This is a genomic window from Streptomyces sp. NPDC058459 (assembly GCF_042721685.1).
In the GTDB taxonomy this organism is placed as follows: domain Bacteria; phylum Actinomycetota; class Actinomycetes; order Streptomycetales; family Streptomycetaceae; genus Streptomyces.
Window position 1 is genome coordinate 1 of record NZ_JBHXLV010000021.1, and the last position, 24,079, is coordinate 24,079.

Annotated in this window: 11 protein-coding genes and 3 tRNA genes; 5 read left to right on the forward strand and 9 right to left on the reverse strand. The window is 68.4% G+C overall.

Features of this window, described 5'->3' with window-relative positions; translation table 11 throughout:
- Window positions 1-107: 107 nt before the first annotated feature.
- The 4 genes from ACFWN1_RS06820 to ACFWN1_RS06835 form a co-directional block, all read right to left on the reverse strand.
- Window positions 108-2,036 carry an ABC transporter ATP-binding protein gene (locus tag ACFWN1_RS06820; protein WP_384358953.1) on the reverse strand — a complete coding sequence of 643 codons (1,929 nt, stop codon included), beginning with the start codon at window positions 2,034-2,036 and terminating at the stop codon, window positions 108-110.
- Window positions 2,036-3,769 carry an ABC transporter ATP-binding protein gene (locus ACFWN1_RS06825; protein ID WP_384358955.1) on the reverse strand — a complete coding sequence of 578 codons (1,734 nt, stop codon included), beginning with the start codon at window positions 3,767-3,769 and terminating at the stop codon, window positions 2,036-2,038. Before ACFWN1_RS06825 ends, ACFWN1_RS06820 begins: the two co-directional genes overlap by 1 nt.
- Before the next feature lie 135 nt (window positions 3,770-3,904).
- Window positions 3,905-5,359, reverse strand: coding sequence for an FGGY-family carbohydrate kinase (locus ACFWN1_RS06830; protein ID WP_384358957.1), 1,455 nt, complete (start codon window positions 5,357-5,359; stop codon window positions 3,905-3,907).
- Between the two features lie 96 nt (window positions 5,360-5,455).
- Entirely contained in the window at window positions 5,456-5,764 is a 309-nt protein-coding gene (locus ACFWN1_RS06835) for a YtxH domain-containing protein (RefSeq protein ID WP_384358959.1), read from the reverse strand.
- Window positions 5,765-5,935: 171 nt separating this feature from the next.
- Here ACFWN1_RS06835 and ACFWN1_RS06840 point away from each other — a divergent pair.
- The 4 genes from ACFWN1_RS06840 to ACFWN1_RS06855 all read left to right on the forward strand — a co-directional run bounded on the left by ACFWN1_RS06840 (window position 5,936) and on the right by ACFWN1_RS06855 (window position 7,809).
- A tRNA-Asn gene (locus ACFWN1_RS06840) sits at window positions 5,936-6,008 on the forward strand.
- Between the two features lie 6 nt (window positions 6,009-6,014).
- Window positions 6,015-6,087, forward strand: a tRNA-Asn gene (locus ACFWN1_RS06845).
- Window positions 6,088-6,267: 180 nt separating this feature from the next.
- A tRNA-Ile gene (locus tag ACFWN1_RS06850) sits at window positions 6,268-6,341 on the forward strand.
- Between the two features lie 379 nt (window positions 6,342-6,720).
- A complete protein-coding gene (locus ACFWN1_RS06855) occupies window positions 6,721-7,809 on the forward strand; it encodes an IS630 family transposase (RefSeq protein ID WP_384358961.1) in 1,089 nt (362 codons plus the stop codon).
- An 837-nt stretch (window positions 7,810-8,646) separates the two neighbouring features.
- Here the strand turns inward: ACFWN1_RS06855 and ACFWN1_RS06860 are convergent.
- Entirely contained in the window at window positions 8,647-15,156 is a 6,510-nt protein-coding gene (locus tag ACFWN1_RS06860; protein ID WP_384359007.1) for an RHS repeat-associated core domain-containing protein, read from the reverse strand.
- 909 nt (window positions 15,157-16,065) lie between these two features.
- Between ACFWN1_RS06860 and ACFWN1_RS06865 the strand changes: the two genes are divergently transcribed.
- A complete protein-coding gene (locus tag ACFWN1_RS06865; RefSeq protein ID WP_384358963.1) occupies window positions 16,066-20,109 on the forward strand; it encodes a hypothetical protein in 4,044 nt (1,347 codons plus the stop codon).
- An 862-nt stretch (window positions 20,110-20,971) separates the two neighbouring features.
- Here the strand turns inward: ACFWN1_RS06865 and ACFWN1_RS06870 are convergent.
- The 4 genes from ACFWN1_RS06870 to ACFWN1_RS06885 all read right to left on the reverse strand — a co-directional run bounded on the left by ACFWN1_RS06870 (window position 20,972) and on the right by ACFWN1_RS06885 (window position 24,079).
- On the reverse strand, window positions 20,972-21,496 hold the full coding sequence (locus tag ACFWN1_RS06870) for an NAD(P)H-binding protein (protein ID WP_384358965.1): 525 nt from the start codon (window positions 21,494-21,496) through the stop codon (window positions 20,972-20,974).
- A 128-nt stretch (window positions 21,497-21,624) separates the two neighbouring features.
- Window positions 21,625-22,662, reverse strand: a complete 1,038-nt coding sequence (locus ACFWN1_RS06875; protein WP_384358967.1) for a TolB family protein — start codon at window positions 22,660-22,662, stop codon at window positions 21,625-21,627.
- Complete coding sequence (locus ACFWN1_RS06880) at window positions 22,638-22,805, reverse strand: hypothetical protein (protein ID WP_384358969.1); 168 nt, start codon at window positions 22,803-22,805, stop codon at window positions 22,638-22,640. The genes ACFWN1_RS06875 and ACFWN1_RS06880 overlap by 25 nt, the downstream gene beginning before the upstream one ends.
- Window positions 22,802-24,079 (reverse strand): MFS transporter, encoded by a 1,278-nt coding sequence (locus ACFWN1_RS06885; protein ID WP_384358971.1) that lies wholly within the window; start codon window positions 24,077-24,079, stop codon window positions 22,802-22,804. The genes ACFWN1_RS06880 and ACFWN1_RS06885 overlap by 4 nt, the downstream gene beginning before the upstream one ends.

Here is a 24,079-nt window from a genome sequence, read left to right on the forward strand (position 1 = left end):
GCCGCCGCCCCGGGGGGGCCCCCGCCGGCCCGGGCGGGCCGCGCGCGCCCGGGGGGGGCGGGGGGCGCGCCCCCGCCGGCGGCGCCCCCCCCGCGACCGCGTTGTCTCTAGTCGACCTCGGCGACCGCCTGCGCGAACTGGGCCTTGTACAGCCGCGCGTAGGCGCCATCGGCGGCCAACAGCTCGGCGTGCGCGCCCTGTTCGACGATCGCGCCGTCCTCCATCACCAGGATCGTGTCCGCGTCCCGGATCGTGGAGAGGCGGTGGGCGATGACGAACGACGTGCGGCCGTCGGCCAGTTTGGCCATCGCCTTCTGGATCAGCACCTCGGTCCGGGTGTCCACCGAACTCGTCGCCTCGTCCAGTACCAGGATCACCGGCTCGGACAGGAACGCCCGCGCGATGGTGATCAGCTGCTTCTCACCGGCGCTCACCCCCGTGCCCTCGTCGTCGATCACCGTGTCGTAACCGTCGGGCAGCGTACGCACGAAGCGGTCCGCGTGGGCCGCCCGCGCCGCCTCCTCGATCTCCCCCCGGGTGACCTCGCGCGAGGAGCCGTACGCGATGTTCTCCGCGATGGTGCCGCCGAACAGCCAGGTGTCCTGGAGCACCATGCCGATCCCGGCCCGCAGCTCGTCGCGGGACATCTTGCGGACGTCCACCCCGTCGAGGGTGATCCGGCCGCCCGTGACGTCGTAGAACCGCATCAGCAGGTTGACCAGCGTGGTCTTGCCCGCGCCGGTCGGGCCGACGATGGCCACCGTCTGGCCCGGCTCCACGGTGAGCGACAGATCCTCGATCAGCGGCTTGTCCGGGTCGTACCGGAACGACACATGCTCCAGCCCCACCCGGCCGCGCCGCTTCGCGGGCCGCTCGCCCGGCACCGGGTCCGCCTCCTGCTCCTCGGCGTCCAGCAGCTCGAACACCCGCTCCGCCGAGGCGACGCCGGACTGCACCAGGTTCGCCATCGAGGCCACCTGCGTCAACGGCATCGAGAACTGCCGGGAGTACTGGATGAACGCCTGCACATCACCGATGGACAGCGTGCCCGAGGCCACCCGCAGCCCGCCGACGACGGCGACCAGCACGTAGTTCAGGTTCGACACGAACATCATCAGCGGCTGCATCACACCGCTGTGGAACTGCGCCCTGAACGCGGCCTCGTACAGCTCGTCGTTCTGCTCGGCGAACTGCCGCGCCGACTGCTCCTGCCGGCCGAACACCTTCACCAGGGTGTGCCCGGTGTACATCTCCTCGACGTGCGCGTTCAGCGTGCCGGTGACGCGCCACTGCTGCACGAAGTGCGGCTGGGAGCGCTTGCCGACCCGGGTCGCCACCACGAAGGACAGCGGCACCGTCACCAGCGCGACCAGCGCGAGTATCCACGAGACGTAGAACATCATCACCAGCACGCCGATGATGGTCAGCACCGAGTTGATCAGCTGGCCCATCGACTGCTGGAGCGTCTGGCCGATGTTGTCGATGTCGTTGGTGGCGCGGGAGAGCACCTCACCGCGCTGCCGCTTGTCAAAGTAGGACAGCGGCAGCCGCGACAGCTTCCCCTGCACCTGCTCGCGCAGCCGGTACATCGTGCGGTTCACGGCCCGGTTCACCAGCCGCGTCGCCACCGCCATCAGCAGCCCCGCGACCAGGAAGACACCGAGCGCCAGCAGCAGCACCCGGCCGACCGCGTCGAAGTCGATGCCCTGACCGGGTACGAAGTCGGTGCCGCGCAGCATGTCCGCGACCGAGCCCTGGCCCCGCGCGCGCAGCGAGTCCAGCACCTGCTCCTTGGACCCACCGGCGGGCATCCGCCGGCCCACGATGCCGGCGAACACCAGGTCGGTGGCCCTGCCGAGGATCTTCGGGCCGATCACGCTCAGCGCCACGCTGACCACCACGCAGGCCAGCAGCCCGTAGATGGTCATCCGTTCGGGCCGGAACTGGGCGACGAGCCGCTTGCCCGAGCCCTTGAAGTCCATCGACCGCTGGTCGGGGCCGCCCCCGGTCATCATGCGTCCCATGGGACCGGCCATCAGGCGGCCTCCGCTTCCGTCAGCTGGGAGAGCACGATCTCCCGGTACGTCTCATTGCCCGCCATCAGCTCGTGGTGCCGGCCGGAACCCACCACCCGGCCCTCGTCCAGCACGATGATCCGGTCCGCGTCCCGGATGGTCGCCACCCGCTGGGCCACGATCACCACCGTGGCGTCCGCCGTCTCCCGGCCGAGCGCCGACCGCAGCGCCGCGTCGGTGGCGTAGTCGAGCGCGGAGAACGAGTCGTCGAACAGGTAGATCTCCGGGCGCTGGACCAGGGTGCGGGCGATGGCCAGCCGCTGGCGCTGCCCGCCGGACACATTGGTGCCGCCCTGCGCGATCGGCGCCTCCAGACCGCCTTCGAGACGCTCCACGAACTCCCTGGCCTGCGCGGTCTCCAGCGCGGCCCACAGCTCGTCGTCGGTGGCGTCCGGCTTGCCGTACCGGAGATTGCCGCCGACGGTGCCGGCGAACAGGTACGGCTTCTGCGGCACCAGGCCGACGGTACGGGCGAGCAGGGCCGGGTCGGCCTCGCGCACGTCCACCCCGTCCACCAGGACCTCGCCCTCGGTGGCGTCGAACAGCCGGGGGACCAGGCCGAGCAGGGTCGACTTGCCGCTGCCGGTCGAGCCGATCACCGCCGTGGTCTCGCCCGCCCGCGCCACCAGGTCGATGGAGCGCAGCACCGGCTCCTCGGCCCCCGGATACCGGAAGCCCGCGCCCCGGATCTCCAGCCGCCCGTGCCCGCGCAGCTCGGTGACCGGCGCCACCGGCGGCACGACGCTGGACTCCGTCCCCAGCACCTCCTGGATGCGCTCGGCACACACCTCCGCGCGCGGCACCATCATGAACATGAACGTGGCCATCATCACGGACATCACTATCTGCATCAGATAGGCGAGGAACGCCGTCAGGTCACCGATCTGCATCCCGCCGCTGTCGATGCGGTGCGCGCCGAACCACACCACGGCGATGGACGACAGGTTCACCACCGTCATCACGATGGGGAACATCAGCGCCAGCATCCGGCCGCTCGCGAGCTGCATCTCGGTCAGCTCGCCGTTGGCCCTGCCGAACCGCCCCTGCTCGTACTCGTCGCGGACGAACGCGCGGATGACCCGGTTGCCGGTGATCTGCTCGCGCAGCACCCGGTTCACGGTGTCCAGCCGGGTCTGCATCGACCGGAAGAGCGGCCGCAGCCGGCGCACGATCAGCGTCACGCAGATGCCCAGCACCGGTACCACGGCGACCAGCACGCCGGAGAGCGGCACGTCCAGCCCCAGGGCCAGCACGATGCCGCCGACACACATGATGGGCGCCGACACCATCAGCGTGAACGTCAGCAGGACCAGCATCTGGACCTGCTGCACGTCATTGGTCGTACGGGTGATCAGCGAGGGCGCGCCGAAGTGGCCCAGCTCCCGCGAGGAGAAGGACTGCACCCGGTCGAAGACCGCGGCACGCAGGTCCCGGCCGAGCGCGGAGGCGGTACGGGCGCCGTAGTACACGGCGCCGATGTTGCAGACGACCTGGACCAGCGAGATGCCGATCATCAGGGCGCCGGCGGTGACGATGTAACCCGTGTCACCCGTCACGACACCGTTGTCGATGATGTGCGCGTTGAGGTTGGGCAGGTAGAGCGTGGCGCAGGTCTGGAGGAGCTGCAGCGCCACCAGCAGGACGATGGGTTTCTTGTAGGGCCTGAGACAGGTCCGCAGAAGTCGTATGAGCACGCTTGTCTCTCGGAGTCGGCGGTGGGGGCGGTGGTCTGCCCATGGCCCTATCGTCGGGCACTCCACCCTTGTTACCTCAACCGATTAACCCATCGGGTGGCCCGCCGGCCCCGGCTTGCCCGGCTCTTTACGTCCTCACGGCCGGAAGGCGCCCGGATGGGTCTGCTCCCGTACCGCCACGTACTGCTGGCGCACCGCCTGCCCCACGGCCAGTTCGTCGCCCGGCTCCAGCACCTGCGCGGCCGCCCCGTGCCAGGCGGGCGGGGTACGCGGGTCCAGGGTGCCCTGGGCCGCCCCGAGGGCCCACGCGGCCTGGCGGGCGGCGCCGATCGCGGCGTAGTCGGCGGGCTGCGGCACGACCACCTGCACGCCGAACAGCGCCGGCGCGATCGCCTGTACGGCGGGCAGCTCGGCGGCCTGGCCCAGCAGGAAGATCCGCCGCACCGCCACACCCCGGCCGCGCAGCACGTCCAGCGCGTCCGCGAGGCCGCACAGCATGCCCTCGAAGGAGGCCCGCGCCAGATGCTCGGGCTTCATCGACTCCCGGCGCAGCCCGGACAGGGTGCCCGCGGTGTGCGGGAGGCTGGGGGTGCGCTCGCCCTCCAGATAGGGCAGCAGCACCAGGCCGTGCGAGCCGGGCGTGGACTTCAGGGCCAGGTCGGAGAGGGTCTCCAGGTCGGGCAGGCCGAGGAGACCGGCGCTGCCGCGCAGGGCCCGTACGGCGTTCAGCGTGGTGACGACCGGCAGGTGCATGCCGGTGGCGTCGGCGAGGGAGGTGATCATCCCGGTCTGGTCGGCCAGCGCCTCGGTGTGCACGGCCATCACGGAACCGGAGGCGCCGAGCGAGACCACCGCGTCGCCCAGACCGATCCCGAGCCCGAACGCGGCGGCCATCGTCTCGCCCGTACCGGCGGAGATCAGCAGCCCCTCCGGGGTGGTGCCCGCGGCGTCGGCCGGGCCGATCACCTCGGGCAGCGCCACCTGGTGGCCGAGCGCCAGCTCGACCAGGTCGGGCCGGTAGGCGCCGGTGGCGGCGGACCAGTACCCGGTACCCGAGGCGCCGCCCCGGTCGGTGGTCCGGCGCACCGGCCGCCCCAGCAGCTGCCAGACCAGCCAGTCGTGCGCCTGGAGCAGGACGGCGGTACGGCTCGCGTTCTCCGGCTCGTTCCTCGCCAGCCAGCGCAGCTTGGTCACCGGCCGGGCGGCCTGCGGCACACAGCCCACCGCCTGCGCCCACGCCTCCCGGCCGCCGAGCGCGTCGATCAGGTCGGCGGCGGCCACCTGGGCCCGCTTGTCGGCCCCGGCCATCGCCGGGCGCACGGTGTTGCCCTGCGCGTCCAGCGGGACCACCGCGTTGGCCTGCGTGGAGACCCCGATGGCCTGCACACCCTCCAGCAGCCCGCCCCCGGCGGCCTCGCCCAGGGAGAGCAGCCACGCCTGCGGGTCGACGTCACCTGGCCGCGGAGCGCCGTCCGGCACGTCCAGCGGATGCGGGGCGTACCCCTGACGCAGCACGGCCCCCGTGGCCGTGTCGCAGACCACGATGCGAGTGAATGCGGGCGAACTGTCCAACCCGGCGACTATCCCCATGACTCAAATTCTGCCGCAGAGCGGAGGCTGCTCCCGCCGGTACGCCGGTGCCCCCTGGAGCCGCGGCTCAGGGGGCACACGCACGGGGTGGCCGATTCAGGGATGGCTGGTGCCCCAGTCGTCCTGGGCCGGCCGGCCGGGACCGCGCCGACCGAGGCGGGAGCGGACGCGGCCGGTGAACGACTCGGGAACGCTCTCGCCGACCTTCTCGCTCACCGTGTGCAGCGCCTTGCCCGCGTAGACCTTGCCCTGCTGCGCGGCGGTCTCGGCGGAGTTCCGCACGGCGGGGTTCTGCGCGATCCCGCGAACGGCCTTCTTGATCTGCTCGTAGCGCTGCTGGCCGGCGCGTGCTCCGAGTACGTATCCGACGGCCAGGCCGGCGACGAACGTGAGCCGGTAGCGCATGTGGGCCACCCTTCCTTGCGTTGTCCCTGACGGGGGGTCTGTGGTGCCGAGCGGGGTCGGAGGGGAACCGATTGGCGGAGCACCCCCCTGCTTGCGCTAATGTATGTGTCGCAGCGACCGCCCGCCCCCTGGCGAATACCCAGGCGGAGGCGTTCGATGCAGACGAAGCGATCCCCTGTAGCTCAATTGGCAGAGCAGCCGGCTGTTAACCGGCAGGTTACTGGTTCGAGTCCAGTCGGGGGAGCTTCGGTCCCCTGTAGCTCAATTGGCAGAGCAGCCGGCTGTTAACCGGCAGGTTACTGGTTCGAGTCCAGTCGGGGGAGCGCGTTGGACGAGGACGGTGGACGAGGACCCTGCGGGGTCCTTTTTCATGTCCGGTCCCCTGCCCGGGAGCCGTGCCAGGTCAGGGAAGCAGCGCGGAAGCCGACCATCCGAAGCAGGAGATCGTATGAGCGGCTATGCTGCGGCAGACGGCGCGCACAGTTGTACGCGACACGCCGCGAGGGGCGGTAGCTCAGCCGGTTAGAGCAGCGGACTCATAATCCGTCGGCCGTGGGTTCGAGTCCCACCCGCCCCACTCAAGAGTGTCCTGACCTGCGAAAACGTTCCTAGTGAGGTGCCGGATCGTCAACTTCGCCTCAACGGAACGAAATTCGGTGCTCGCGACCTCGGATCGCGGTGCGGCTCATGCTCCCTCGCGGAGCAGGCGACGCGCTGACCTGCGAGAATGCTGACGTTCGGAGCTTGAGTCGACGAGCTGGCAACACCTCCCCGATCTCATTTTCATGATCGTGGGAAGCGTTGGGGACGCCAGGTCTCGGTGACATCCGTCGGCCGCCGTCCGCACGCCCTTCGTCCGGCGTTCGGAAGACCTCCGGCCGGGACTGCCGACCGGGTTCGACATCAACCTCTAGTGTCCTGAGTCGTTAGTTCGCTTGCGGTTGTAGGGTGGGGTGATGCCTGGTCCGAAGCCGTTGCCTCTGGAGTTGTCCGATCACGAACGCAGGGTGCTGCGCGGGTGGTTGCGCAAGCAGACGGCGTCTCAGGCACTGGTGCTGCGGTCGAGGATCGTGCTCGCGTGCGCGGAGGGCCTGTCGAACGCGCGGGTCGCGGACGACCTGGGCATCTCGCGGGAGACGGTACGCAAGTGGCGGTCCCGGTTCGCGGCGGACCGGTTGGAGGGCCTGGTGGACCGGCCGCGTTCGGGGCCACCGCGAAGGATCACGGACGAGCAGGTCGAAGCCCTGGTCGCCAGGACACTTGGCCAAGCTCCGCCTACCGGTGATTCGCACTGGTCGACACGTTCGATGGCCGACGCGGAAGGCATGTCGCAGTCGGCCGTCTCGCGGATCTGGCGGGCGTTCGGCCTCAAGCCGCACATCGTGGAGACCTGGAAGCTGTCGACCGACCCGCAGTTCGTCACCAAGGTCCGCGACGTGGTGGGTATCTACCTGTCCCCGCCGGAGAACGCCCTGGTCCTGGCGGTGGACGAGAAGTCGCAGATACAGGCCCTGGACCGCACCCAACCGGTGCTGCCGATGGCACCGACCACGCCGGCGAGGATGACCCACGACTACGTCCGGCACGGCACCACCAGCCTGTTCGCGGCCCTGGACATCGCCTCCGGGTCGGTCATCGCCCAGCACTACCGCCGCCACCGCCACCAGGAGTTCCTCCGCTTCCTGAAAGTCATCGACGCCGCCGTCCCCAAGAACCTCGAACTCCACCTGATCCTGCACAACTACGCCACCCACAAGACCGAGCCGGTCAAGAAGTGGCTGCTGCGCCACCCCCGCTTCCACCTGCACTTCACCCCCACCTCGGCGTCCTGGCTCAACCTCGTCGAACGCTGGTTCGCCGAGCTGACCACCCGCAAACTCCGCCGCTCGGCCCACCGCAGCGTTGTCGAACTCGAACGGGACATCCGCCGCTGGATCAACGAGTGGAACAGCAACCCCAAGCCGTTCATCTGGACCAAGACCGCCGACGACATCCTCGACACCCTCGCCGCATACTGCACACGAATTAACGACTCGGGACACTAGGATCCCGATCGCGCTGGCGCCGGGGCGTGAGGTTTGTTGCGCGCCGGACGGAAACGGCTCGAACTGAAACGGCCCGGGCGTCCTGATGAATCGCTCGACCATGGTGCCGCCGTCGCTCGCCGCCGTGATGCGGTCCGCACAGGGCCTGCACCGCGTGGGGCGCAACGGTCACTGTCGAATGATCGGCGCCGCCTGTTGTGCCGCCGTGCTCCGCAGGAGGCGGGGTGGAGGCGCAGACGGTCAGGGAACGGCCGACGTCCGGAAGGAGGCCGTCATGACCCGCTAGTCCGAAGCCCCGCCACACACCTGACGGGGCTTCAACTTTGCAGTTCGGAATGGGGGGAAGATCAGCAGACCCCCAGGAGAGCGAGGCCCTCACGCCGCATGCGAGGAACTGGTGAAACCCTCGAATGGAGCCTCGCCCGTTCCTGCGAGCACCAAGGAGCTATTTACCTTCTTCCCTCAGCAAGATCTGAACCTTTGAGGGAAATTGTGGATCATCCGCCATTGCCGAACAGATCACAGAGTCGCGAAATCCAGCGAATTGCATTCGGACGTATTCGTTCGGGTCCTGCAATACGAGCCACCCAGACGGACATGGGAGTGACACCTCGAAGAGGTTCGCAGGAAGCACAGCCGGCGGAGCTGACTTCCACACCTCGCATTCGACAGGACCGTCAACGCCGGCCTGAACGCCGAAGATAAGCGAACTGCCCTCTCGATACCAGCTGCTCGACGCCGGATCCCAGTCGCTGACGTCATCGTCGCTTCCCGCGTCCCGCAAGATCAGGCATCCATGCTCGATTTTTGCCAGGAATGCAACCACAGGACTATTAGCTACCATTCCTTCTTGCTCTTTCCTTGTGAAAGTTGTGATACGACTCCACCCTGTCTCCTGGCACAAGGCAGGCAGTGCGGATACGCCGTCTGAGGAGATCCGGCAGCGACGAGACTGGACGGCGGCTGGTGATCTGGTATCCAGTCCCCGTCCTTGGTGCCAGGGGCCGTGGCATCGCAAGTATGACAGCCGTGCGCATTTCCTGATTCATTGATCAGATCTCGAACGCCATCTGCTTCGATGTCGCCGTTCTCCAGACCTACTCCCTCTCGGGCATTCGGACCGGCACCCAGCGTCAGATCGCACTTCTGACCTGGCGTTGCATTGTGAACCAGAACCGGCGTGGCCCCCGCCAGCACATAGTACGTATGCACCGTCCCGACCGTGAGGTCGTACGTCGTCCTGTGCTGGTGGAAGTTGGTGACGGCGGTGACCGTGACCTTGGTGCCGTCGAGTTGGCGGAGCTCGGTGCCGGGGGTGAGGTCGTGCGCGTCGGTCCAGCGGTGGTGGGTGACGTCCCAGAAGGGGTGGTGCCAGGTGGTGGTCAGCTTCTGTGCAACCGGCTTGCGGTGGGGCGGACCACGGACCGGTGCCGTCTTCAGGGTCAGGGAGGTGAAGTCATGGTCCGTGCGGGTGACGATCACCCTCTGGACCGGTTCGGGTGCCGTCACACCGGTCTGCGGGTCCGTCGCCAGGACCGTGTCGCCGACCTTGACCTTGCTGATCGGTCTGGAGGAACCGTCGGCCAACTGGACGTCTGTGCCGGGTACGAAGCTGTGAGTCGCGCAGGTGACGGCTTCCGTGCCGGCACTCTCCACCTTCTCCGCTTCCACGATCGCGCGTTCGGCATCCAGTGCGTCGTCGGCGATCTTCACCGCTTCCTCGGCGTCCTTCACCGCCGTGTAGGCGCGGTCCAGCGCGCGCCAGATCTTCATGGCCTCGAGGCCGATCTTGACGACCTTGAAGACCTTGCCCCACGGGACGAATGTCAGGGCGGTGTTGATGCACCCCATGACATCGCCCTTGGTGAAGCAGTTGTACGCGTCGGTCACGCCGATGACGTCGGCTACCAGGCTGAGCAGTTGATGCTTGAACCCGCCGGCTTGTCGTTTCGCCGCCGCTGCCGCGGCGTTCGCTGTCGCCTTCTGGCGTTCGAGGGCGCGCTGCTCCTGCTGCGCGTGGACCACCGAGTTGCTGATGTCCGCCTTGTACTGCTTGGCGTATGCCTTCGTGTTGTTGACCGTGCTGCCCGAGCCCGGCCGGTCGGTCAACGCCGGCGAATTCGGGTTCGTGTCGATCGGCGTGCGGTTGAGGCAGTTCGGGCAATTGCGGGTCGGGCAGTCAATATCAGGGCAGGCGCCCGACGGGTCCGAAGTGGTGACCGGGGTGTCGTCCGCGTAGTCGTACGCGTTCCAGGACTGCGGTGCTCCTGGGGCCAGCAATGGGTCAGGACTCAGGAAGCGACCGATCGGCGGGTCGTACTCGCGGGCCCCCAGGTTGGTGAGGCCGGTGTTGTCGTCCTGGGTGCCGCCGACGTAGCCGCGCTGGCCGGCTGCCCAGGGGCCTGTCTGGTCGCGAGTCTCACCGAAGGGCTTGTACTGGCGGCGGACCACCTGCTGGGTCTGGGCGTCGATCGTGAGTGTGCCGGTGCCCTGGCGGTCGGGGATCAGGTAGGTGAAGCGGCCGTCGGAGGAGTGGCTGGCCACCGTCTGGCCGGCCAGCGAGATGTACCGGACGCCGTCGGCACTGGTGGCGTTCTTCTTGAGGGTGATCTCCTCGTCACCGGTGTACAGCGTGGTCCCGTCCGGGCTGTGACGCAGGAGGAGCCCGCCGTCGGCGCCGTACTGGTAGGTGGTGTCGCCGGCGCTGCCAGTGGAGGACAGCTTGGCTAGCTTGTCCTCGTCGTCGTAGGTGAAGGTGTCGGTGCCCGCGCGGGTGGTGCGGGTCTGGACGTTGCCGTTGTCGTCGTAGGTGTAGGTATTCGAGGTGTTGGAAGCCGGGTCGGTCGGGGTGGTCCTGTTCACCTGCGCGACAGCGTGCGCGGGATGGCCACTCCCAGCGGTGAAGGGAGTGTAGGCGGCGGTGGCGTCGAGGGAGGTGTCACCGGAAATGTTGTGGTCGACCTGGGACTGCCGAGCTCCGGTGGCGTCGAAGGTCCAGCTCTGCCAGTACGGGGAAGGGCCGCCCACGGTCGCTGAATTGCCCGGGGTGGGAGTGGCAGTGCAACCGTCGGTCGCTGTCCAGGCGGCCTTCAGTCGCTGGGCCCAGTCGTAGTCGAAGCACTGGGTGTCCGTCTGACCGGTCTCCAGTTTGTCGGCGATCTTGGTGACGTTGCCGGAGGGCTGGTAGCCGTATGTCGCCTGGTCGGCGATTGCGGCACCGGAGCGGGTGACGGTGGTGGAACCCGTGAGCCGGTGCGTCTGGTCATCGTAGCTCAGCGTCTGCTGGGCGAAGTTGCCAGAGGTGCCGTAGGTGAACTGCTGCGGTTCGTCGAACTCCGTGTAAGTCAGACCGCTGACGTAAGCCCAGCCGTTGGTGTCGCCGCCCACCCCGACCGGGCGGTCGGCGGAGTCGTAAGTGTAGGAGACCGTCTCCGACGGAAGTTTGACCGTGCCCGGGTCCTGGTCGGTGTACGACTTGAGGGTGCCGGTCAGGTTGTAGCGGTTCTGATGGAGGTACGTGCCGGCCAGCGCGCCCTCGGAGGACGGGACGACGAGTTGGGTGGCCTGCACCCAGCCGTGACTGTCGTAGCCGAGAACCTTGCTGGTGTACGCGGGTCCCGCACTGCCGCCGACGTAGCGGGTGGAAGCGGTGGGCAGACCCTTTTTCAGGGTGTCGTAGGTCCAGGCGGCGAGCTGGTCGCCCGAGGCCGGAGTGGCGCCGCCGGTGACGTCGTACTCGGCGGTCTTGCGACCCATCTCGTCGTAGGCGAGCTGGATCACCTTGTTCCGGGCGTCCTTGGTGGTCAGAAGCTGCCCGGCATTGTCATAGGTGGATGTGGAGGAGCCGGCGTCGGGGTCGGTCTGGGAGGTGCGACGACCCAGCAGGTCGTAGACGCTGGTCCAGCTGTGCCCCTGTCCGTCGTCCTGGCCGGTCTGGTGACCGGCGTCGTCGTACGCGTACGTGACGGTGTCGGCGTCCCCGGAGGGCGTGCTGCCGTGGTAACGCAGCAGTTTGGTCGTACGACCGCGGCCGTCCGTGTACGTCGTCGTGGGTGTGGCGCCCTGGGCGGGTGTGACATCGACGCGGTCTGCGCCGGGATACGCGGTGGTGGTACGCCAGGTCTCGGACGCGAAGTGGTACGCGATCGAGGCTGTGGCACGGCCGGCGCCGTCGTACACCGTGGCTGTCTGGGACGGAGTCTGGTTGTCGGCGGCGTCCACCAGCGTGCCGGAGGGGGCACCACTGTTGTAGTAGGGGTCGGACGACTTGACCGACCATCCGTGACTGTCGTAGACGGTGTCCGCGATGATCCGGCCGCCGTCCGCGGTGGACGTCTGCGTCTCACGCGGGCGCAGCGAGGAGTCGTAGATCGAGACGGACGTGTCGTAGGTGTTGTCGTCCTTGAGGGTCTGGGTGGTGACCGTCGAGGGCGCGGCGGGGTTGAGGTCGTAGCTGTATTTGGTGTTGGGGTTGTTCGACGTGGAGAAGCCGGGTTCCCACACCGCCGTGAGACGGCCCAGCGGGTCGTATGTGCTGGTGGTGGAGTAGCCGGCGGCGTCCGTGGTCTTCAGATCGAGGCTACGTGCGGGGTCGATGGTCGTCGTGCTGCTGAACGCGGTGGTCTGGCCGGTGACCTTGGGCTGGGTGACTTTGACGGCGGAAGGAGAGGCGCCCGCGGCGGGTGTGTACGCCGTGGTGGTGGTGCGGTTGTCGGCATCGGTCTCAGTGAGTTCGCGGCCGTAGTCGTCGTAGGTGTTCTGCAGCGCGGTGATGTAGTGCGGGGTGCCGTCGGCGGCGACCGAGTCGGCCTTCTGCACCATCGTCACGTCGCCCTTGGTGGGTACGGCCGTGTTGTCGGTGGACTTGTCGAAGAAGGTCAGGTCGTCGCTGATCAGGTCGGCCGGGTACTTGGGGGTGGCCGAGCAGGAGACGGCGACCTCCTGGACCCGGCGGGGGACGGGCAACGTTTCGCCGGACGTGTCCTTGATGTACCAGGTGCGGCTGCAGGTGTCGTCCGCCGAGGTGGAGACGTCACCGCGGTCGTCCGCGGCCATCGGCAGGCCGGTGGCGTCGTCGATGGTGTAGTCGGTCTCAGTGGTACGAGGCGTGCCGTCGGTCTTGGTCGTGACGGTGCGGGTGCGCTGCACATTGGTGCGGTGGGCGACCAGTGGGTCCAACCCGGCCTTGGTGCGTGACTGGGTCGCGGTGGCGGGCGAGGTCCAGGGGTCGGTGGTCTCGTCCGACAGCAGCGCACCACCGTCGCCGTTGAAGCCCTCGGTCTCGAACGTCTGGCCTGCCAGCCAGTCGGAGTCCTTCTGCGGGTCGTCGCCGGCCCGGTCGTTCAGCGTGACGCTGCGGGCGCCTGAAGCCGTCTTGTCGCCGTCCATTCCCCGGAAGTACGTCTCCCGGGACAGCGTGATCTTCTCGGGCGAGGTTCCGGTACGGGTCTCGACCCGGCCGTAGCCACGCCACTGGTTCCAGGTGCGGTACTTGGCCTGCGAGAGCGGGTCGTCGTTGTAGTGCCAGGCCGGGTCGCCGAGGTAGGTGTACGCCGTCTGGACGGGAAGGCTCTTGGTGGCCGGGTCCTGCGTGGTGACGGTGTTGACGACGAACTTGTTGAACCAGTCCAGTTGTGGCGAGGTCTGCCCCAGTGGGGTCCAGTACGACGGGAAACAGCGGTAGATGTTTGAGTCCGGCGCGGACGGCAGCACCGTGGTGCCCTGACGGTGGCACTGGGGGCTGGAGTAGTTGACGGCGATGACTCCACCGGACTCGGTGGTCACTGTGGTCAGCCGGTAGCGGGTGATGGGTTGGTAGCCGTCCAGGCCGTCGACGCGGTTGGCCAGTGCCTGGCCCACGAAGGTGGCCGGGGGCAGGTTCTTGCTGCCGCCGTCCTTGCCGGTCCGGGTGACCGACGACAGCCACAGCGACGGGGTGGTGGTGTCCCCGGTCGTGGGAAAGGTGTGGGCAAGGGACCAGGAGTCCACGTCCTGGTAAGCGGTGCCCACGAGAATCCTGGTGCGAATCCCCGTCAGACGCTTGGTGGTGAAGAACGCAGGCCCGTGATTGTTGCAGCTCCCGGTGGACGCGCAGGCTTGGTCCACTGGCACGTCCGGCCAGCGCGCCGCGTTGGCCGTCGTCATCTTGGACGGCGCGCAGTCGAAACCGGAGTCGGGCAGGCAGCGTTCGGAGGTGTCGAAGAAGACCTGCGCGGCTTCGGGAGCCGTGGTGTCATAGACCTTGCCCGCCAGTTGGCCGTAGCGGATCTCGCTGAGGTAGGCGCCGCGGGTGTACGGGGATGCCGTCGTGGTGTTGTCGCGGCCGTAGTACCCGGTCTCGGGCGTGTACCAGTAGCTGAGGGCATCGCCGTGCTTGTCCACCACGTAGTCGAGGTTCCAGCGGTAGCCCTGCTGGCACCACGAGGCGGCGAAGGTGGAGGCGTGGCAAGGCTCGCCCATGTCGTTGCCGTAGACGGGTGTGGTGAGGACGGAGTTGGTGGTGGCGTTGCCGGCCGCCCAGCCGGGCAGACGGTCGCGGCCGAAGTAGTACTGGGTTCCGTCGACGGTGGTGACGACGAAGTATTCGTGGTCGTTGTCGTCGTTGACCGTGTCGGTTCTGATCTCGATCTTCTCGCCGTTGTCACCCTGGGGGTGCCAGGTGTTCGACTTGTTGTCGTGGATCAGCGTGTTCGACGAGCCGTTGAGCGACAGCGTGAGTGTCTGCGCGTCGTTGGACCAGCACTCGTCAGAGGTCTTCGGGGTGCCGTTCGCCGTGTCGTCCGAGCAGCTTGGGTAGCTCCGCTCCACGAAGCCGGGCGAGTAGTCCCAGCCGTCGCCGATCCAGGAGGACTGGGCATTGGTCGAGGAGGTGCGCCCGTCCACGCTCTGCGAGTTGTAGCTCAAGCCGACGCTCGGGACGAGGCTGCCGGGGACGTCGGGGACGGTGATCGGGTACGAGTAATTGAAGGCGCCGCTCGAGCCGCCGCCGGACCACTGGCCGGAGGGGGCGAGCGAGGTGGCCGCATAGGACCCGCCTCCACCGGACGCCGCTGCTACGGCGGCGATCACCAGCGGACGGGCGGACGCCGGGGCATCGGTACGAGGCCGCTCGGGAAGCGGGACATCCGCGGAGACGGTGTGCGCTCCGGCGTTGTTGGCTGAAGCGAGGGGGCTCTGGATCCGGCAACTGCTCTTACCCGGGGTGGTCAGGGCGCAGCCGGGGAGCCGCACCAGGCGCAGCCGGGTGGCCCAGTCGGCACCATAGGCGTCCTGGAACGCCGAGTAGTCCAGGCTCAGGCGGGCGCGGCCGGCGGGTGCCGTCGCCGCGGACTGGACGGTGAAGACCACGCCGCGCAACCCGAGTTTCTGTGCCGCCGACTGGCCTGGGAGCCGTACGTGCAGTTCAGTGCCGGGTTTCGTGCTGTGACTGCTCTTTGACGCCACCACGGAAATGGGCAGGCCGCCCGCCTGACGTGCGCCGCCGTGAGACGGTACGGCCGCATCGGCGGTGCCGGACGCGGGCCACGCCCGGCGCGTCCGGTCGGGGTTCCAGCGAGCCATCGCCGGCTTGTGGACCGGCTGTCCCATGACCGGCTTCACGGGCACGGATCGTGTCGCCCTGCTTTTGACGAGGTAGTTCCCGCGATGTCCGGAGGCCAGCGCCGTCTGAGGAGCGACGAACCCGCAGAGAAGTCCCAGAGCGGTGACCATGACGAGCCACAGTGCGGGATTCCTGCGAATGCGCATAGCTCTATCAAAAATCCGCCATGGCAAATTAAGACGCACCCCGACCCCCCAAACAAAATGAATCCAGCGAAGAAATATTCGATCAGAGTGAAGACTGGTTTCACAGGGCCTCTATAGTATGGATCACACATAGAGATGGCCATGAGATGCCCATGCGTTTACCACGTAATAGCAGGCTGGGGCATGTGAGGGTTACAAATAGGTGCCTCAGGTAAAAAACGCCACAACACGTTCAGGCTTGAATAAATCACTCATACCCCATGCGCAGGATTCGCCCGCTGGCCGGATGCTGCTCGGTCGCTGGTTGTCCATATGGAGCAGCCGCAGGTAGCCTCTCGCGCCTATCGACTCTTTTCTCATCGGACCCGATCTGGGGGGCAGATGTCCGGCCTTTTCCGCCTGCGTCACATGAATAGACGAGCGAAAAACAAAACACGGATATCCGGCCGGGCACTGGCCTTGGTGTCCGTCGGCGCGCTGTCGCTCTCCCTGGTTCCGGTGTTGCCCGCAGTGGCCGCCACAGACAGAGACCAGCCGGTCTCGACTCCGGCTCCGCCGCTTCCGTCCGCCCGCCCGGAGGGTCCGCTGGGCACGACCGACGCGCCGGACGACTCAGGCCTGTCCCAGGATCAGCAGACGGCTCTGGCAACCGCCCAGAGCAAGGCCCGGTCCACCGGCAGCCCCGTCCAAGTGGACGCGCTGACCACCGAGAACGCCACAGTGCGGGCCAACCCTTCCGGCACGGTTACTTGGACCACCAGCCTGCTCCCGCAGCGGGTCCGTCAGAACGGCACATGGGTCCCCGTCGACGCGACCCTGCGCCGCAACGGTGACGGCAGCTACAGTCCAGCGGCGTCCGCCGAGCCGCTGACCTTTTCCGGCGGTGGCAACACGCCTCTGGTGTCCATGACGAACGGCAAGGCGCAACTGGCTTTCTCTTGGGCGCAGCCGTTGCCCCAGCCGACCGTGTCCGGCGCAGCGATCACCTACCCGGACGTCCTCAAGGACGTGGACCTCCGGCTGGCGGCGAACACTCTCGGCGGCTTCTCCGAACTGGTCGTCGTCAAGACCGCCGAGGCCGCGGCCAACCCCGCACTCGCGACTCTGAAGCTGACCACCCGTGCCACTGGTCTCACGGTATCCGACGACGGCCACGACAACCTGGAGGCCACCACCTCCTCCGGCCAGGTGATGTTCAGCGCACCGCAGCCGATGATGTGGGACTCCAGCTCCGGCACCGCGCCCCAGCACGCGGCCGCCGCACGGATTGTGGCAGCCAATGCCACGGCAGCGGGCGGTACCGCCTCGGGACCGGGGATCGGCGCCAGGACAGCCCGCGTCGCCGACGACGTCACAGGCACCACACTGTCCCTGACCCCGGATCAGGAACTGCTCGCAGGCTCCGATACCCACTACCCGGTCTACATCGACCCGAGCTGGAACCCGCACTACGCCTCCGGCGGCAAGCAGCACTACGTGGAGACGCAACAGGGCTGCCCCACAGCGAAGAACTACGACTCCACCCAGTACGGCGACCCTGGCGTCGGCTACAACAGCTGGTCCGGGTGCATCGGCACCGAGCGCTCCTACTTCCAGCTCGGCGTCCCGTCCTCGGTATGGGGCACACACATAGTGTCCGCCACGGTGGACGCCAAGGAGAACTATTCCGCGAGCTGCAGCCTCTCCTCCGATGTCAAGCTGTACCTCTCCGGGGCCATCGGTTCCGGCACCACGTGGAACAGGCGGCCCTCGCTGTCGAGTCTCCTGGCCACCAAGAGCTTCGGACCCGCTTGCACCAGTGAGCCCTCCGGCGGTTTCTCCGTGACCTCGACGATCGCCAAGAAGGCCGCCGCCAAGGACTCCAACTGGACCTTCGCCCTGGTGAACAGTCACGAGGGCAGTGGAGACGGCAACTACTTCAAGCGTTTCGCCAACAACCCCTCAATGTCCATCGAGTACAACCACATACCCGGCAAGCCCGGCAGCCTCGCCGCGAAATTCGGCACACACTCGGTGGGCTGTGGCACCGCCACCCCCTACCCCGTCATCGGCAAGACGCTGGTCACCACGCCACCGACGCTCAACGCGGTCGTGAGCGACGGCGACAAGGACGCACTGGCGGCGACCTACAAGTACTGGGTCAACGGCGGGACGGACACCACGACGACCAGCGCCACCGTGTCCAGCGGCCAGAATGCGCCCAAGCAGTTGTCGTCCTCGTTCATGAGCGGCCTCAAGAGCGGCGACACGGTTGGCTGGAACGTCGCCGCCACCGATGGCAAGGACACCAGCGTCGCCTCGTCGAGCTGCCACTTCACCGTGGATCTGACCGCGCCCGCCGAACCCACCGTCAAGGACAAGGACCGCACCTATCCGGAGGACTCCCCCGGCATCACTCCTGCGGGGACCCAGGGGCACTTCACGCTCAGCACCAACAGCGCCACCAAGTTCCTATACCGCCTCGACGTCACTCCGGCCACGTCCAACACCCCCAGCTCCCAGGTGGCAACCGCGACGAGCAACAGCGCGACGATCTCGATCACCCCCACAGCGCCTGGAACACACACTCTCTACGTCTACGCAGTCGACTCCGCCGGTAACGTCTCCACCCAGCAGCAGTACCAGTTCACCGCACTCGGGCACGCCGGAAGGACTTACGCCAGTCTCAAGGACGCGTTCGACAACACCGCAGTCACCGACAACGCGAACCAAGCGGCTGCCGATGCGGACGGTAGCGGGGCCACGATGTCACTGCAGGACCTGAAGTCGGCAGGATGGCAGCCCGGCGGACGGATCACCGTGGACGGAGCCGGCTTCACCCTGCCCAACTTCGCGGCGTCCTCGGGCGATAACGTCATGGCCGCCAATCAGACCATCCAGCTGAGCGGCAGCGGCCGGTCGCTGGTCTTCCTCGGATTCTCCACCTACGGGTTCGTCAGCTCCCTGCGCGCCGAGGACGACTACTCCAGCCCCGTGATCCCGGACGGCACCTCCGTGGGCGGCACGGAATGCACTCTCGGCAACGGCCAGTACGAGGACTGCCGGGCCGGCGGCCCCTACGGTTCCATCACCTACTCCGACGGCAGCACCTCGGCCTACCACCTGACCGTTCCCGACTGGGTGTACGGCTCCAACGCCTTGGCCGCCGTCACCCTCCCCCACCGCAACCACAGCAGCGGCAGCCAGGAGACCCGCAGCACCAACGTCTACGCCTTCGCCGTCCCGCTCAGAGCAGGCGCCCAGATCAGCTCGGTCACGCTGCCGGACCTCAGTGACAGCGCTCGGCAGAACGTGCCCGGCCTGCACCTCTTCGGCATGGCCCTCCGTGACACCACCACAGCGCCCGGAGGCGCCAAGTGGACCGGTGCGTGGAGCGCGCCCAACGAAGGAGCCTTCAACTACGAGGGCACCGACTACAAGGACCAGACGTTCCGGATCGCCGCAGCCCCCAGCGTCTCGGGGTCCAGCATCCGAATCCGCCTGTCCAACGCTCTCGGTCGCACCCCGCTGACCATCGACCACACCACGCTCGCCACTCAGTCGTCGGAGTCCGCTCCTAGCGCCACACCGGTCGACCTCGCCTTCAACGGGGGCAGCAAGACGGTCACCATCCCCATCGGCGGCGAGGCCTACAGCGACCCGATCACCTTCCCGGCCACGCCCGGCAAGCGCCTGATGGTCAGCCTCCATCTGGCGAGTACCGCCGCCTACCTCGTCCAGCACAGTTGGGCCGGGGCGGCCGCGCAGTACGTTACTGCGGTCGGCTCCGGGGACCATACCGCCGACACCGGCACCACCGCCTTCACCGCCAATGGCGCGCTGTGGGGCGAGTTCACCGACATCCTCACCGGCATCGACGTGGTGACCAGTGGCAACCAGCCCACCGTGGCGGTGCTGGGCGATCACCTCACCGACCCGTTCGCCGCCGCCACCAAGCCCGGCCTCACCACACCCCGCCTCTCCGACGACCTCGCGACCGCCCTGCGGACGAACGAGCAGGGAATCCCACAGTACGGAATCGTCGCCTCCGGCATCGAGAACAATCGGGTGGCCACCGAACAGAGCCGGGGCGGACCGGCCCTGCTGACCCGTCTCGACCGGGATGTCCTGTCGCTGCCCGGCGTCAGTACCGTTGTGGTCGACGAGGGCCTGGAGGATGTCGTCGCGGGCACAGACGACATCACCCTGGAGCAGGAGTACGACCAATTGCTCGCCCAATTGCGGGGGTGGGGCATCAAGGTCGTCCTCGCCACGCTCACCCCGTGCCACGGGTACGCCCCCTGCACGACGGGCGTTGACGGCAACCGCGTCGACATCAACAGCTGGATCACCGACCAGGTGGACTTCAGTACCCCGACCGTGAACGTCCTCGATGCCGAGTCCGCTGTGGGCGTACCAGACGCTTCGAGCACAGCCGATCCCACGCCCCTGATGCTCGGCGCTGATGCCGTTCCCGGTAGCTTCGACACCGGCGACCACGTCAACCTCACCGCTGAGGGCTACCGGGCCATCAACAGCCTGGTGGACCTGAGCACCCTGGGGCCCGACAACTGAATCTGCTGGCCATCAGGTGGCTCCCTCGTGTACCGGATGGGGGGGCCACCTTCATTGTCGTAGGCGTGCGCAGTCGAAACGCCCGCATCCGTCCCTGCCAGGAGGTGGAGAACGGGTGGGACGAGAGGAAGGACCTGCGGAAGGGCGGAGAAGGCCACTCATCGCCGTCCAAGGGCGAACACCGGCGGAGCGGCCTCTCAAGCGGTGCGGGCGCTGGGGATCGAGACGGATCGAGCTGGATGCAGCAGGACATGAATGTTCCCCAGGTCCGAGTCCCGCGCGCCCCACCTCAGCGGAGGTACGTTGACCCGTGGCAACGCTGGTCGGACCGTTCCGTCGCACGAACACCGCACCGAGCCCGCGTCAGCTTGTCTCTACGGCGTGCATCAAGTCCAGGGCTCTGAAGGCCGGTGAGACCTCACACACCGTCGAATGGCGAGCCGGTGGTGCTCGCGGTGAGGCGTGGTGCACCGAGACTTTCGATGAACCCGATCGGGCAGCGCGTGCGACCGATATGTCGGACCACGCGAGAGCTGTCCGTCTCGATCAGGGAGACAGGCTCGCCCGCGATCATGTAAGCCAATGCGACTCGCACCCTGCGCGCCGACCGGATTGCCGAAGGGCCACAAGGTCGAGAACGATGAGGTGTCCCTCGGCTACTCCGCACACAGCACGGTGCTGCGCAGACCAGATACACCAGCAGGCCGAAGCGCTCCAGAGTGATGTGGTGGAGAGGCACCCTCGAACCCCAGGGGGTACACGGGTGGCAGACAGCCCCCCCCGTAGCACCTAGCTTTTTCATCAGTCATACGCACTCTGACTCGCTCGTAGCGGCCAGGATCGCTGAGGAGTCGCTTGGTCGTTACTTCGAGGTGCGGGCCGCAGAACAGGGTGCGGACTGGCTACAGAGTCTGCGGTGGCATATCAAATCGGCAGACTCATTCTTTGTGGGCAGGACAAAAGATCCATACCCCGCGCTGCGAGATGGACCAGCGAAGTGTCGATGTAAGCCCCGTTCGGTGGCGTGATGAGCCGCGGTGACCCCGTCGGACTGGGTGCCGGCCCCCAGGAAACTGGTGTAGACGATCGAGCCGACGCCGGCGTCGACGGCCGCGTCGACGGCCGCCCGGTGCTGGGCAGCACGCCGGGCGGGGTCCAGCTCGGGGGAGGAGATCAGCAGCAGTCGGTCTGCTCCCTCGAACACCGTACGCAGGGTCTTCGGCACGTCGTAGTCACCCGGACGGACCCTCACCCCGCGGGCGGCCAGATCCGCGGCCTTGCCGGGGTCGCGGACCGCGGCTGTGACAAGGTCGGCGGGGCACCGTTCCAGCAGCCGGTCGACGACCAGCCGGCCGAAAGCCCCCGAAGCGGCCGACACGACAATCATGCACAACTCCTCACCACGAGGCGGCCGCCGGCGGCACGACGGTTCGGACCACCCGCTTCGGACCACCCGCTTCGGACGTCCGGCTCACCTTCGGCGAACAGCGGACCGCGCGTCAAACCTTTTTGCCGTCACCCGGCTACCTCCTCGCCGACGTACGCCGGGGAGACCGCGGCAGTCATCAGGCGGTGGGCCGGGCCGGTGCCGTCGGCCGGGACCGTGTAGAGGTCGGCGCCGTAGTCGCCGGGGAGGGCGTAGACCAGGGTGTGGTCGTCGCGCCAGACCAACTGGTCGTCCACGCTGCGGGGTTCGGCGAGGGCCGTTTCGCGGCCGGTGCTCAGGGTCAGGACGTACAGGTGCCAGGGGGCGTCCTTCGGGGCGCCCTTGACGCGCTTCTTGTAGGCGATGCGGGTGCCGTCCGGGGAGAGGGACGGGCACTCGACGTTCGTGTGCAGCGTGGTGAGCGTGCGGGCACGCAGGTCGCCGCGGACCAGGTAGGTGCTGCCGCGTGTCGCCATGGTGGCGTAGAAGGTGCGGTCGTCGGCCGCGAAGGTGACGCCCCAGAAGTTCACGTCCGCCGCCCGGTAGGGCCGGCCGTCCTTGACGATCCGGTACGCCTCCAGGGTGGGGGTCAGCCTGCCGGTACGGGTGTCGACGATCGCTGCCCGGGTGGAGAAGGCGGTACCGGCGTACGAGTCCCCGCCGACGAACGCCGTCCAGGCGGCGAACCGGCCGCTGGGGGAGACCCGGGCGCGTGAGGGGATGCCCGGTACGTCGTAGCGGGCCCGCTCCTTCAGCCGGGCGTCCAGGATGACCGCGCGGTAGGTGTCCTGGACCGCCCCGTGTACCGCCCGCAGGCACACTCCGGTGCCCGAAGCTGCGTAGAAGCGTAAGCACTTGACGCCGGAAGCGGTGCGCGGGCCGGACGGGTCGGCGGCCGGTGCCGACACCAGCTCGTCGCGGTGCGGGCCCCACGCCATGTTCCGGAAGACCACACGGGGACCGCCACCGGTCAGCGCGAACCGTCCGGCGGTGATCCGAGGACCGCCCGGACGGGCCTGGTCACGCCGGTCGGCCCGCGCCGAGGCGTGCAGCACGGACGCCGCCGCGACACCCACCAGGACGACGAGCGCCGATACCAGGATCAGGAGGCGGGTACGGAGGGCCATGCGGGCCTTTCGGGGGTGGGGGGAGGCGGGGCGACGGGGACGCCCGGGGTCATGTGGGTCTCGTCAGTACCGGGACGCAGGGCGACGGCTACCAGGGTGCCCAGCGCCGGTACCCGGGTCAGGCCGCCGGCCCGTACGGTCATGCCGGACTCTCCGCTGCGATCGGCCGCAGGGCGAGCGCCACCAGGCCGCACAGTGCCAGCGCGACGGCCGACCCGGTGAGCGCGGCGCGGTCGCCCCACGCCGTCCAGGCCGCGCCGAAGGACAGCGAGCAGGTGAAGCGGGCCAGCGCCTGGCCCGTCTGGACCAGCGCGAGCCCGGACGAACGCAGCTCCGGCGGCACGCTGTCGGCGGCCGCCGCCATCAGCACGCCGTCGGTCGCCGCGTAGAAGGCGCCGTGCAGGAGCAGGACGGCGTACGGCAAGGCGGGGCCGTGCCAGGCGGAGAGCAGCAGGCCGTACGCGAGGAGCAGGGCGAGGTGGCCGGCGAGGAACACCCGCCAGCGGCCCACCCGGTCGGCGATCCGGCCCAGCGGCACCGCCAGCAGCAGGAACGCCGCCGCCGTGCCGAGCGGCAGCAGTGCGAACCAGCGGTCCGGCACCCCGAGCCGTCGTTGCAGCAGCAGGTAGACGAATGAGTCGCTGACCGTGGCGAGTCCGAGCAGCAGGGCGCAGAGGGCGATGCGCCGCAGGTCGCGGCGGCGCAGCAGGGCGAGGGCGGCGCGCAGGGTCGCGCGGGTGGCGCTCTGGGCGAGGGGAGCGGTCGTGCCTCCCGGTACGAACAGCACCAGTACCAGGACCCCCACCACCGCGACACAGAAGCTCACGGTGAAGACCGCGTCGTAGCCGTCGACCGTGGTGCGCAGGACGAGGAAGGCGGCCAGCGGGCCGAGCAGCGCGCCGGCCGTGTCCATCGCCCGGTGCACACCGAAGGCGCGGCCCCGGGTCGCGGGGGTGCTGGACAGGGAGATCAGCGCGTCGCGGGGGGCGGTGCGCAGGCCCTTGCCGGTGCGGTCGACGGCCAGTACCAGGCCGATCGGGGTGAGCGTCTGGGCCACCAGCAGGAGGGGCTTGCAGGCCGCCGAGAGGGCGTACCCGGCGCCCGCCACCCACTTGTGGCGCCCGCCGCCCCGGTCGGCGAGGTGCCCGCCGGCCAGCCGGACCAGCGCCGAGACGCCGTTGTAGATGCCGTCGAGCAGCCCGAAGCCCAGCGGGGACAGGCCGAGGCCCGCCACCAGGTACAGGGGGAGCACGGCGGTGACCATCTCCGAGGAGACATCGGTGATCAGGCTGACCGTGCCGAGCGCCAGCACGGTGGGTGCGACCGCGGTGAGGCGCCGCCCGGCCCGTGGCCGGACGGCGTCTGCCGCGGACGCGGCCGTCCGGGGCGCCCCGGCGCGGCTGTCCGCTACGTACAT